An 11,947-nucleotide genomic window follows, 5' to 3' on the forward strand; every position below is an offset into this window, starting at 1 on the left:
AGTAAGGCTTGTTGGCATCGGCTAAAGCGGCTAAGAAAAGAAAGATAAAAACACATTGAACGGCAAAATCGACCCAAGAGCCGCTGAGTTGAAAAAACGAGTAAACGCTTACTACTAAGCAAACAATAAGGAAGACAGCCAGAACGCGCCAATGCTTACTAAGTAGGCTATCGTGAGCTGAACTACGAGCTGAATCGCTGTCCATTTTTGTCCAATCTCCTTTCTAAGTGCAGCTATGGTTGCAATGCATGGAACATAGAGTACAAAAAATACGATAAACGCAATACCCGATGGCATGTAAATAGCGTTATGTAGAACACTAGCTAAAGCAGAACCAGAAGCATGATATAACTGTCCAAGCGATGAAAGTACAGCTTCTTTAGCAGCTAGACCTGTGAGCAAAGCAGAAGACATCTCCCAATTAAACGCCATTGGTTTGAAAACCGTTCCGCTTAAAAACATTCCAATTCTCGCCATAAAACTCTGTGAAATATCAGCGCCTAACGGAAATGTTAGAAGTATCCAGAATATTGTCGTCGTGATTAACACCACGCTGAACGCCTTATGTAAAAAGTCTTTCGTACGAAACCATGCCAGACGAGCAGTCAATTTCATTGAAGGCATTCTGTAAGGTGGCATCTCCAAAGCAAAAAAGCTGGGCATTTTCTTAAAAGCCACATTCCTAAAAGCAAAAGCCAATATCAAACTAAACAACGTTGAGAGTGCATAACAAAACAAAACCACCACTAAGGCGTTACGACCAAACAATGCCGCCCCGAGAATCGTAAGAACAGGCAAACGTGCATTACACGGAATAAGTGGTATCACCATAGATGTTATGCGACGCTCCACTGGATCATCTATGGCCCTTGTTGACAAAATAGCTGGAACGTTGCAGCCAAAACCCAAAATAAGAGAAATAAAAGATTTACCACTAAGTCCAAAACGCGATAGCGGTCTATCCATAATCAACGATGCTCTGGCCATGTATCCGGAGTTTTCCAAAATGCCTACAGCAAAGAACATGACGAAGACCAAGGGTACAAAGGAAATAACATTCCCAACCCCGCCAAACAATGCATTTTGGATGAAATTCCTGATTAAACCAGAGGGCAACTCGTGCGTTATTACCGTAGATAGCCAAGAGATAGCGTCCGCTAATAAATCAGTAAGTGGCTGCCCTACAGTAAATATGATTTTGAACAAAAGGTAAAGCACTACTCCGAAAGTTGGAATTCCTACCAAAGGGTGAAGAAGTACATGATCGAGCATGTCGGAAAAACGCCATTTTTCAGGAAGTTTCTTCATAACTTCAGTAGCAATCTGATGAGCCTTTTTATATCTTTCCATGACAATATGTTCCTGAGGATGTATGCCATCTAAACTGCGAAGTGTTTCATCCAGTTGTGTTTGCTCCGAAGCAATTCTGTTCAACGCATCAAAACGTGAGAGGCTGTTGTCCTCTGATACCGTTGCTATGAGATTTTCCAAAGAACGATTGAAAGGCAGGATTTTCGGCGGTTTTGCTTGTTCTAACGCATTGCGCAAAGCATCCATATTCATTCCTTTCAGAGCTGATATAAAAACTACAGGAATACCAATTATTTGAGAGAGCAATTCTGCATCTATGGACGCTCCTGACTTTTCGAGTTCGTCCATGAAGTTCAACGCCACCACGGTCGGTTTTTGCAAATCTAAAAGTTCCAATGTCAGCATCAAAGAACGTTCCAAAGAAGTAGCATCGATAACATTTAAGATTACGTCATAATCCTGACTCGTAAGAAATTCGCTGGTGACTTTTTCATCAGCGTTAGTACCCATCAGAGAATAACTTCCTGGAAGGTCAACGACCTTAAATGTTCTATCATTGTCCTTCCAAATACCCGTCTTCACATCTACAGTAACACCAGGCCAATTTCCTACACTGGCGTCGCCGCCTGTCATATAATTAAACAACGTGGATTTTCCACAATTGGGATTTCCTACCAAAACAATCGTTTTCTCAATATCTGCCGCCATGCTACCCTTTGCTCCTTAGATTCATTGAGGCTCAGTACCCAAAACATCAACATGTATCCAATTGGCTTCTTTATAAGAAAGAGCCAATCTTTGGGTAAGGAATTCGATGACTATAGGACCACCAAATGGTGTTCTTTTAACTAACGTAACTGTGACTCCAGGCAAAAGTCCAAGTTCGTACATACGCTCCTTGAACCACTGCGGTCCAGCAACACTCCTTATTTTTGCACGTGTGCCTTCTTGAAGGACACCTAAATGCCCACTAAATGTTTGCACAATAAAACTATATCATAAAACCCATTATACTGTCAACGATGATGTAGAATGATGTTTATGAAGACTATACGGAGGCACGAGCATATGACAAATATTGCTTTTCTACCATTTGAACAAAAAACAAGGTTTATCCGCATATGAAAAAGCTGCTATCACTTCTAATAATTCTTTGCCTTATGTCAGTTGTTCCTGCAACCGCTCAAACGTGGCAAACAACTACTGCAGTGCTTCCACTAAACGGAAACCAAGTTTATATACAGACCAGTGGGCCTGCTTCTTTCATCAATAGCGGCAATAAGGTAACGTTTACCAGTAAATGGGACGGTTCTTTGGATGCTGGTATTTTACACATAGAAGGTAGCCCATGGCTCACCTTTACTGCACCAGCAAACATTCAAGTAAAGCAACTTTCAACTAAAGAGTTCTTGATAAGTGTTATTCAAACTCAAAATAAAGAACCTTCTAAAATAGACGTAGATGTACAAGATACTTCTACACCAACGACACCGACTACACCGACGACACCAACGACACCAACGACAGTAATCACGCCCACAGAAGTGATAACGCCTACTGAAATCGCCACTCCAAGTGTTATTCCAGGAACGGGCCTTTACGACCCACAAACGCTCATACTGGCAATTCAGTTTCGTTTAAGTAAAATAAACAGACAAGTGCCTGCGGCTACTCAAGTACAGATAGCTACAGCAGTAAGCAGATGGGCTAACTACTTTAACTTAGATCCGTTTTTGGTGCTCGGACTCATAGAAATGGAAAGTGGGTTCAATCCTCAAGCAGTAAGCACTGCATCAGCCATGGGGCTTATGCAGGTGCTGGAATCGAGTTTCTACAGTTATGCCAATACCTTAGGTGTCAAGAGTGACCCATTAGATATCGATAGCAATGTCGCCGTTGGTTGCAAAATGCTCTCCAACAACATGATTGTATGGCAAAGACCATTTATGGCTTTGCGTGCATACCTTTTAGGTTCTACGGGTCTTATGAACAATGTGCTCTCTGGTACAGACGGCTCAGATAGCATAGGGACACAATCCATCAAGTACGCCAACGTTGTTCTCTCCGCAAGGGACCAGATTTACCAGTACTTTAAACTTACTCCACCGAAAGAACAATATGTAGTGGTAATCGATCCGGGACATGGAGGATTCAACCCCAGCGGAATGTACAATATGGGAGCCATCGGAATAAACAACATATATGAAAGCGAGGTTGTCCTCGATATTTCACTAAAAGTTGGCGATATTCTAAAAAGCTATGGCTTGAACATTCAATACACTAGGACAAAAGAAAAGGATAAATCTAACCCTTACGACTTGGAAGATCGTTTCCAACTGGCAGAACGTTTCAACCCGAACTTACTTCTAAGCATACATGCAAATTCCTTTACTGCTTCGACTGCCAACGGTGTCGAAACATATTGGCGGTCATGGCAATCAAAGTGGTTTGCTACTATCGTTCATAACGAGTATCTAAAGCAGATACAACTTAAGGATCGTAACGTAAAGCAAGATACAACACTCTACATGCTAAAAGGCACTACCTACCCTTCCGCCATGGTAGAAGTCGGATTTATAACAAGTCCTATAGATTATGCAGTGCTGTCAACACCGGAAGGTCGCACTAAAGCTGCACAAGGAATAGCACAAGGTGTGTTGAAGTTCTTTGGTATAGATGTTAAAGCGTTAGCTCAGTGAATGGATTCCAATAATCTTTTATAACAAGGAAGAACTCTGCACTGGCATGGATTTCCTGGCTTTTTTCAGAAACAATGTTGGATATTGGTGGTGTCTTGTCGCGCTGCCATACAACTCCATCAAGATCCCATTTGAATCCTTTCTCATGTAAGATAACTTGGCTGGTGGGTAATACAGAAACAGTCGTACCTATAGGCAAATGGAGTACAAAATCTTTGCCAAAGACAACCGTTTCACGCATACCATAAGCAACTGCTGGCTTCCCGTTAGCGTACGCCATCTTCAAGAGGGAAAGGTTTCCAACTAAATGATCTATTTCATCACCCACCATGCCCACAAGCACGATAGGTACGTGTTGACTTAATTGAACTGCACGTTCACCATCTGTGAAATCTTTGTCCCAATAACTTATTAACATGGGAATTTTGAGCGAAAAAACATCCAAAAGAGTGTTCCCCTTTATAGAATCCAAGTCACCAAGAATCTTACTTGGTTTTACACCAGCCTTGATGAGGTGCTGGGTGCCACCATCGACACCCAGTACCTCATCAAATCGAAATTGCTTTGCAAGGAAAGAAAAAACAGACTCTTCCACGTAACCATTCAAACTAATTAACGTTGGCATGTGAAGCTTTCTCCAAAGATGGCCAAATCATTAGTATGACAGCTAAAGATAATAGAGTGGAAGGCGCTACCACAAGAAAGTTATACACCATCGAATAAACCCATGGATTCATGCCTTGCGGTACATATTGTCCAAAAAAGATATAACCACTAAGTAAGTGCGATACAAAACGACCCAAGCCACCTATGAGGACGGCAAATTCTACTGGTGTACTGTATGTCCGTTTCCATGTTCCGTACAGTATGGCAACAAAAGCTAAAAGAGAGGAAATGAGCACAACATAGCCACCTACAGCAAAAAGTCGCGATTTAGCGTTCAAATCTGCAATTTGACTTTTCATTTCTTGGATTTGGCCAGCAGTAGCTGTGCCACTTGCCATTCCTTCTTGCAGTACGGCAGTCTGTTTGTTTATTTCTTGTACATTAGAAACTGTATAACGCTGCAACGCTATGCCACCGAACAAAACAATGATTGCAAGCAGGACACTAACCGTTTTTGTAATCTTTAAATTCCTTACTAAACCAGACAGCCCAATCAAACCGAAAGCGATGGGGTAATCCAAAAGGTACTGTAGCGGATGCACTACAAACATGTCCTGCATACTGTGAAGCAGACCATAGGCAACGCCTACCACAATGCCCGGACCAGCACCCCACCGTAAAGAAAAAACAAACAGTGGAAGCATCTGCAAAGAAATGGAACCGCCTTGAGGTAATTGACCCAAATTCAAATACCATAACGCCAAAGACAAACCAACCATGATGCCGGCTTCCGCCAGCATGCGCGTGCTCTTAAACATGCAAACAAACCTCCCTCCGCCGGTATTACCCGGATCAGGTTCCTAGGGTCGGCAGCCAAACGCTACCCTCTCAGCCCTCTTGTAGCAAATCGGGCTCCCCTGGTCCTGTGTTGCCGTTATTGTACTACATTTTTCTGCTAAAAGAAGTACATGAAGAGCAAAATCGCGCCCAAGACAATTCTGTAAATGACAAAAGGTTTATAGCTGTGGTTGCGAACGTAAGCCAAGAAAGGTCTTACTACAACATAAGCGCTGATAAATGCACAAAAGGTCCCTACCGCAAGTATTGCCCACTGTTCTCCAGAAAACGATAAACCAGACTTCAAGATCTCGTAACCGCCAGCGGCCAGTAATGTTGGTGCGCCCAACAAAAACGAGAACTCCGCCGCCGTTTCTCTACTCAGACCTAATAGCATGCCCCCACCAATGGTCGAAGCCGATCTACTAAAACCCGGTAAATAAGAAAGCAATTGGTAGCAACCAATCTTCAAAGCGGTTAAAGGCTTTATTCCCGTAACGGCGTGAACGTTGGCGTTTGTGTGCTCTTCTGCATACCATAGAAAAAGGGCACCTACAATCAGTGTTATGGAAACCGTCAGCACCGAAAACAAATACGTTTGAATCATGTTACCCACCAACGCTCCCACAACAATGGCAGGAATGATAGCAATAATAATGTTCTTGTAGTTAACCAAAACATGTTTTCGGGTACGAACCGAGAAAATATTGTATTCATTCCAAAACAATAAAACAATGGCTAAAATTGCCCCCATCTGGATTATTACATCAAAGGAATCATTAAAGGGTTTTGGAAAGTTTATCCATTGATTAACGATGATTAAGTGCCCCGTAGAAGAAATAGGTAAAAACTCTGTTAAGCCTTCTACAACTCCCAATATCGCAGCTTTGAGTAACGAAGATAACATAGATGCACCTCCTAAGAAATTTATAAAGGTTTTCGCTCAGGCGTTCCGGCCTTGCGTGGAAACACACGAGGCGTAAACTGTGTTTTTTTGAAAACCAACAATACACGCGATCGATCCACAATGGAATAATTGTAACGCCTTTCAAAACGCATGTGGAGCTGATTTAATGCATGTTCTGCCTTACTTAATTCCTCGTCACAAGAAGGGCCCTTCCAAAAAATGGCTGTTCCGTTTACCTTTAGTGGAGCCGCAGCATACTCAATAAGCACGCGAAGTTCAGCAACAGCCCTACTTATGACATAATCGAACTCCTCCCTGTGCGTTCGCCCAAAATCCTCAATACGAGCATGAACAACTTCAATGTTATTCAGATACAATATGGATGCCATATCCAACAGAAACTTACAGGATTTTTCAGAACTATCTACCAACGTGAAGTTAACATTGGGTAGTTGAATTGCCAGTGCCAAGCCTGGAAGTCCACCACCTGGACCTATATCCAATACATTGCCTTCAAGATCAATAAACTTAAGGACAGATAAACTGTCTTCTATACCTAAAGACCAAAGCTGATCAAAGTTTTGGTAACCATGCAAATAATCGGTTCGCCATAATGCATCTGCAAAATGGCGTAACTTTTCATCTGTCATGAACCAAAACCCCTAAAACCGACATTCATGGGACTAAACAATTTGAACAGCGCATCTTGAAGCTGACTACTGAAAGAAACCCAATACTCATTAGGTAACAAAACTCTGTACATGGAACCATCTACATGAACGGTAAATTCTATAGGTGTAGCACCTTTGTGCTCTCGAAGTAAAGCTTTGAGTTTTTTCAATTTTTCAGCCGATACTTGATCTGCGCGCAATACAATGCGAAGAATACCTTTACCGTCAAGATCTTTCATACGTTCATCCAATTCCCTTAAGGGAGAAAAAGAAATGAGCGAATCAGCAATAAGCTTGCTTTTCTCGCTTTCTGACTCTACACGAGCATTAATCGTTGCTATCCCAGGTTCCTGCAACAGAGGTTTAAAACCATCAAAACGCTGTGGCAAAACCGTTACTTCAACCTGGTTACTTAAATCTTCAAGGGTAAAAACCATGTACTGGTTGTTATTTTTGCTCTTTTTCACCTTTGTACTGGATACGAACCCCCCAACTTGAACAAGACCGTCCATGTCACCGAGCTCATCTAAAGGCGTGATGTTTTGATTACTCAGAAGAGCCATGTATTTCTCTAAAGGATGAGAAGTTATGTATAAACCAAGGTATTCACGCTCGTCTTCCATGGGATTAATGACAATGTCATCCAACCCGCTATCATCTATTTGGAAAAGCGTTTGCGTCGTAATGCCAGAGGATAACTGTCTGATTAATGTTTTTCTTTCACCCAAACTATCAAATGCTCCCGCACGAATGAGACTTTCTGTGACTTTTTTATTCACTACACGTTCATTTACACGGGATAAGAATTCTTGGAATGAAGAAAATGAACCGCCCACTTCTCTGGTATGTAGAATCTCTTCCACAGCGGCAAGCCCAACATTTTTGATGCCCAGCAGACCAAAACGTATTTCCTTCTCCCCTTCCGGAAGAAAATAGTGGTCTGATTTATTGACATCGGGAGGTAGTATTTTTATTCCCAACCGACGTGCTTCAGCTATGTAAACTTTTAGCTTTTCCGTATTGTCTACAAAACTAGCCAGTAATGCAGCAAAATACTCTGTAGGATAGTACACCTTTAACCACGCAGTGTAGTACGTTACATGGGCATAGGCCGCAGAGTGAGACTTATTGAAACCATACTCCGCAAAATGAACGATAGTTTCATAAATGCGCTCCACTGTATCTTTGGGGTACCCTCTTTGTACTCCTCGAGTCACGAAGTCCTCACGAAGTTTGAGAATTTCTTCTTCTTTTTTCTTACTTATGGCCCTGCGTAGTACGTCAGCTTCTCCCAGTGAATAGCCAGCTATGACTGACGCTATCTGCATTATCTGCTCTTGATAAACGATTATTCCGTATGTTTCTTCCAGAATTGGTTTTAAATCATCATGGAAGTAGTCCACAGGCTCCCTACCATGCTTTCTATCAACGTAGGACTTCACTCCGCCGCTTCCTAAAGTGCCCGGCCTATAAAGAGCTTCTGCCGCTATAATCTCTTCAAATTTATCAGGTTTCAAGTCTTTCAAGAAAGAACGGAACCCCGTACTTTCCAGTTGGAATACACCTACCGTTTCCCCGCTGGCCAACATTTCGTAAACTTTAGGATCATCCTTGGGTAGTTCCGTTAATTTGACATCCACACCGTGACGCTCCTTAATCCATTTGAGTGCATCACTGATGACTGTCATGTTACGCAAACCAAGGAAATCCATTTTTAGAAGCCCCAGTTTTTCTACATCATCTTTGGCAAGCTGCGTGGTAACATTGATGCCCGCATCTTCAGAGGATGCCTGCAACGCAACATACTCATAGAGAGGTTTATCAGAGATAACGACGCCAGCAGCATGTGTAGAAGCATGCCTTGGTAAGCCTTCTACCTGCTTAGCTATTTCCAAAAGTCTACCGAGTTCTGGATATTGGTTTACTAATGTCTTTACTTCATCGAGATTCTCTGCATCTGCAAGTTCCATGTTTTGAGGTATACTCTTGGACAATCTATCCACAAGGCTAAGCGGAATCCCCAGAACACGTCCTACATCTCTCACTGCAGCACGGCTCGCCAAGGTACCAAATGTGGCTATCTGAGCCACGTTATTCTCCCCATACTTATCTCGCACATATCGAAGTACTTCATCACGACGACGAGCGCAAAAATCAACATCTATATCAGGCATGGTTATGCGTTCAGGGTTTAGAAAACGTTCAAAAAGCAATCCATATTTTAGCGGATCTATGTCAGTGATACCGATGAGATACGCAACCAATGAGCCAGCAGCACTCCCTCGACCTGGACCCACAGAAATGCCTTGCGACTTTGCCCAGTTTATATAATCCTGAACGATGAGAAAATAACCAGCAAACCCCATTTTCTCAATTACAGATAGCTCATAATCCATTCGATCTATGACATCTTTAGAAGGATTATCTCCATAACGCTCTCTCAAACCTTCTTGTGTTAGTTTTCTCAAAAAACTATTTTCGGTAAAGCCATCAGGCACAGCAAATTTTGGTAAGTGCTGTTCGCCCAATGGAAGTTTAAAGTCCACCATATTTGCTACCGTTATCGTATTTTCTAATGCTTCCGGAACTTCTTGGAATTTTTCCCACATCTCCGCTGGAGACTTTAAATACATTTGATCAGTATTGTACTTGAACCTGTTGGGATCATTGAGGGTAGTTCCTGTGGCTATGGCCATAAGCACATCTTGTATAGAATATTCCTCCGGTCGCCCATAATGAACGTCGTTGGTTGCAATTATCGGTATACCAGTACGCTTCGATAGTTCTACAACACCTCTATTGACCTTCTTTTGGTCAGCCAAGTCATGGTCCATCATTTCGAGATAAAAATTCCCACGACCAAAAATCTCATCATAACGACCTGCTATTTCCAAAGCTTTCTTCTCATCATCTTGAACTAAAGCCCGTGCCACAGCTCCAGCCAGACAAGCAGAAGAAGCGATAAGACCTTCATGATATTCCTGTAGAAGTTCCCAATCAAAACGTGGCTTATAATAAAATCCTTCCAAATAGGCTTTTGTCAGCAAAACGTTAAGGTTTCTAAAACCTGTTGCATTCTTTACCAGAAGCACCAAATGGAAAGGCTCTTTGTCTTTGTTCCCTTCTCGTTTTGTTCTTTCTCGCTGAGATTGGTATCCTTCCACTCCGACTATGGGCTTAATCCCTAATTTCGTCGCTTCATTGACAAACTCGACAAGCCCATACGTAACACCGTGATCCGTTATAGCAATAGCTGGCATATCAAGTTCTTTTGCCCGCTGAACAAGTTTTTTTGGTTGTGTCACACCGTCAAGCAGTGAAAAGGCACTGTGAACATGTAAATGAACGAATTCTTTTTGTGTCATACCATTGTTTATTATAATAGAGTTGTGAGTGGTGGGTCAAAGATTATTCTTGTAGAAGACGACTCTGACTTTGCTCTACTTTTGAGCAAACGCTTAAACGATTTCGGTTTCACAACCGAAATCTATGAAGACGGGGCATCCTTTTTAGATCTCAAAGCATCTGGAGACATCATACTGTTAGATCTCATGTTACCAAATCTGGACGGATTTCGTGTACTTGAAGTGCTCAAGCATCGTCACAGCGATACACCGGTTATAGTGGTTTCAGCCAGGAGTGCTGAGGAAGATGTGGTTAAAGCACTGGATTTAGGAGCTTTAGACTATGTTTTTAAACCAGTGAGAATGAAAGAGCTAGTGGCCAGGATTAATCGTCTCCTCGACGTTAAATTAAACGATAAGAATTCACAACCCATATTAAAGATAGAGAATAGACGCCTCCTGACACCAGATGGAAACATTGACCTCACATTCACTGAAGAACAATTGCTCAAAGCGTTGCTCAACAACCAAGGCAAGATACTCTCCAGAGAAGAGCTAATGGATGTGATCGGTGAAAAAGCCGAGACATCTAAGGTTATTGACGTTCATATTCATAACCTCAAGAAAAAAGCCCCTATACTAAATGAGAAAATTAGGGCAATAAGGTCAGTGGGTTATGTTTACGAACCGTGAAATAAACATCTTGGAATCCCTTAACATACCTGCTTTTGTGGTAGAAAATGGCACAGTGCCACTGGCAACAGGTCAGATTTCGGAATTACCTTTTTTCACTTTTGTTCCCCATGGGCCATTATCTGTGAATGTAAGGCGTAGCGATATTAGAAACGCCATAATGACAAAAGATTCCTTTGCAATAGAAACACCCACAACGCTTAGAACATTCAAGCTGTATCGATTTGTTGAAAGCAATATGCTCATTGTCGTTGAAGAAACAACGCACAGTAATAAGGAACGAGATCAAATAGAAATTCTGATCTATCACGTGGTTCATGAAATCAGAAACGCACTTAATAGTGTGGCGCTTTCTTTGGATTATTTAGAGGAACCTTTTGCATCCAGTGTGGAGAAAAGTATAAATCGTTTAGATAGACTCTCCCAACAGCTCACTGACTTTGTTAGTATGAAAAAGTTCGAGCCGGAAGATGTTTATATGCCAGAGATGGCTGAATATATTAAGAGTCAATATAAAGTAGAAGTAAAAGAAAGCGCACAGGTTACGTGGCATGTCAGCAGACAGCTTCTCCTTCTATCCCTAAGAAACATTATTGAAAATGCTTTAGAATACGCAGGCAGTGTCTCTTTAATATTCAACGTCAACTCTATAGATATAGTAGACACTGGCCCCGGTATACCTCCTGAAGTTTTAGAAAAAATGTTCTCGCCTTTTAACACGACTAAGAGTGTTGGTTTAGGGTTGTTTATTGCCAAAAAAGCCTGTGATGCCAATGGTTTGCGCTTAGACTATCGCCCTAACATACCTAAAGGGAGTATCTTTACCATTTCTTTACCAAGCATACATAGAATTTAATCAGATTTGAAGGAGGCGAGAAC

The 11,947-nt window shown here is 41.9% G+C and carries 10 protein-coding genes and 1 riboswitch; of the genes, 3 read left to right on the top strand and 7 right to left on the bottom strand.

Annotated elements, in window-relative coordinates; all coding sequences use genetic code 11:
* Positions 1 to 114 precede the first annotated feature (114 nt).
* Positions 115 to 2,019 (bottom strand): ferrous iron transport protein B, encoded by a 1,905-nt coding sequence (gene feoB / locus D890_RS0104935; RefSeq protein ID WP_018963401.1) that lies wholly within the window; start codon positions 2,017 to 2,019, stop codon positions 115 to 117.
* Between the two features lie 21 nt (positions 2,020 to 2,040).
* Complete coding sequence (locus D890_RS0104940; RefSeq protein WP_018963402.1) at positions 2,041 to 2,295, bottom strand: FeoA family protein; 255 nt, start codon at positions 2,293 to 2,295, stop codon at positions 2,041 to 2,043.
* A gap of 176 nt (positions 2,296 to 2,471) precedes the next feature.
* Here D890_RS0104940 and D890_RS0104945 point away from each other — a divergent pair, with 176 nt between their 5' ends.
* Positions 2,472 to 4,010, top strand: coding sequence for an N-acetylmuramoyl-L-alanine amidase (locus D890_RS0104945; protein ID WP_245533143.1), 1,539 nt, complete (start codon positions 2,472 to 2,474; stop codon positions 4,008 to 4,010).
* On the opposite strand, the gene D890_RS0104950 is transcribed toward D890_RS0104945, so the two are convergent.
* The 5 genes from D890_RS0104950 to D890_RS0104970 all read right to left on the bottom strand — a co-directional run bounded on the left by D890_RS0104950 (position 3,991) and on the right by D890_RS0104970 (position 10,396).
* Positions 3,991 to 4,635 carry a thiamine diphosphokinase gene (locus D890_RS0104950; protein ID WP_018963404.1) on the bottom strand — a complete coding sequence of 215 codons (645 nt, stop codon included), beginning with the start codon at positions 4,633 to 4,635 and terminating at the stop codon, positions 3,991 to 3,993. The two genes, D890_RS0104945 and D890_RS0104950, sit on opposite strands and share 20 nt — an antisense overlap.
* On the bottom strand, positions 4,619 to 5,434 hold the full coding sequence (locus D890_RS0104955; protein ID WP_018963405.1) for an energy-coupled thiamine transporter ThiT: 816 nt from the start codon (positions 5,432 to 5,434) through the stop codon (positions 4,619 to 4,621). Before D890_RS0104955 ends, D890_RS0104950 begins: the two co-directional genes overlap by 17 nt.
* Positions 5,429 to 5,545, bottom strand: a riboswitch (TPP riboswitch). (Overlaps the previous gene by 6 nt.)
* Before the next feature lie 26 nt (positions 5,546 to 5,571).
* Entirely contained in the window at positions 5,572 to 6,360 is a 789-nt protein-coding gene (locus D890_RS0104960; RefSeq protein ID WP_018963406.1) for an undecaprenyl-diphosphate phosphatase, read from the bottom strand.
* A gap of 20 nt (positions 6,361 to 6,380) precedes the next feature.
* The gene (gene rsmG, locus D890_RS0104965; protein WP_018963407.1) at positions 6,381 to 7,010 is read right to left on the bottom strand and encodes a 16S rRNA (guanine(527)-N(7))-methyltransferase RsmG; all 630 of its coding nucleotides are present in this window, start codon (positions 7,008 to 7,010) and stop codon (positions 6,381 to 6,383) included.
* Positions 7,007 to 10,396 carry a DNA polymerase III subunit alpha gene (locus D890_RS0104970; protein ID WP_040363488.1) on the bottom strand — a complete coding sequence of 1,130 codons (3,390 nt, stop codon included), beginning with the start codon at positions 10,394 to 10,396 and terminating at the stop codon, positions 7,007 to 7,009. Before D890_RS0104970 ends, rsmG begins: the two co-directional genes overlap by 4 nt.
* A gap of 24 nt (positions 10,397 to 10,420) precedes the next feature.
* On the opposite strand from D890_RS0104970, the gene D890_RS0104975 reads away from it, so the two are divergent.
* Both D890_RS0104975 and D890_RS0104980 read left to right on the top strand, forming a co-directional pair.
* Complete coding sequence (locus D890_RS0104975; protein ID WP_245533144.1) at positions 10,421 to 11,068, top strand: response regulator transcription factor; 648 nt, start codon at positions 10,421 to 10,423, stop codon at positions 11,066 to 11,068.
* A complete protein-coding gene (locus tag D890_RS0104980) occupies positions 11,052 to 11,924 on the top strand; it encodes a sensor histidine kinase (protein ID WP_018963410.1) in 873 nt (290 codons plus the stop codon). The genes D890_RS0104975 and D890_RS0104980 overlap by 17 nt, the downstream gene beginning before the upstream one ends.
* Positions 11,925 to 11,947 lie beyond the last annotated feature (23 nt).

Source organism: Coprothermobacter platensis DSM 11748 (assembly GCF_000378005.1).
Classification (GTDB): Bacteria; Coprothermobacterota; Coprothermobacteria; order Coprothermobacterales; family Coprothermobacteraceae; genus Coprothermobacter; species Coprothermobacter platensis.

Bases quoted from the DNA above. Each gene is read 5' to 3' on its own strand.
- D890_RS0104970 (WP_040363488.1), bottom strand. From the start codon at position 10,396: ATGACACAAAAAGAATTCGTTCATTTACATGTTCACAGTGCCTTTTCA.
- D890_RS0104955 (WP_018963405.1), bottom strand. From the start codon at position 5,434: ATGTTTAAGAGCACGCGCATGCTGGCGGAAGCCGGCATCATGGTTGGT.
- feoB (WP_018963401.1), bottom strand. From the start codon at position 2,019: ATGGCGGCAGATATTGAGAAAACGATTGTTTTGGTAGGAAATCCCAAT.
- D890_RS0104980 (WP_018963410.1), top strand. From the start codon at position 11,052: ATGTTTACGAACCGTGAAATAAACATCTTGGAATCCCTTAACATACCT.
- D890_RS0104950 (WP_018963404.1), bottom strand. From the start codon at position 4,635: ATGCCAACGTTAATTAGTTTGAATGGTTACGTGGAAGAGTCTGTTTTT.
- D890_RS0104960 (WP_018963406.1), bottom strand. From the start codon at position 6,360: ATGTTATCTTCGTTACTCAAAGCTGCGATATTGGGAGTTGTAGAAGGC.
- rsmG (WP_018963407.1), bottom strand. From the start codon at position 7,010: ATGACAGATGAAAAGTTACGCCATTTTGCAGATGCATTATGGCGAACC.
- D890_RS0104945 (WP_245533143.1), top strand. From the start codon at position 2,472: ATGTCAGTTGTTCCTGCAACCGCTCAAACGTGGCAAACAACTACTGCA.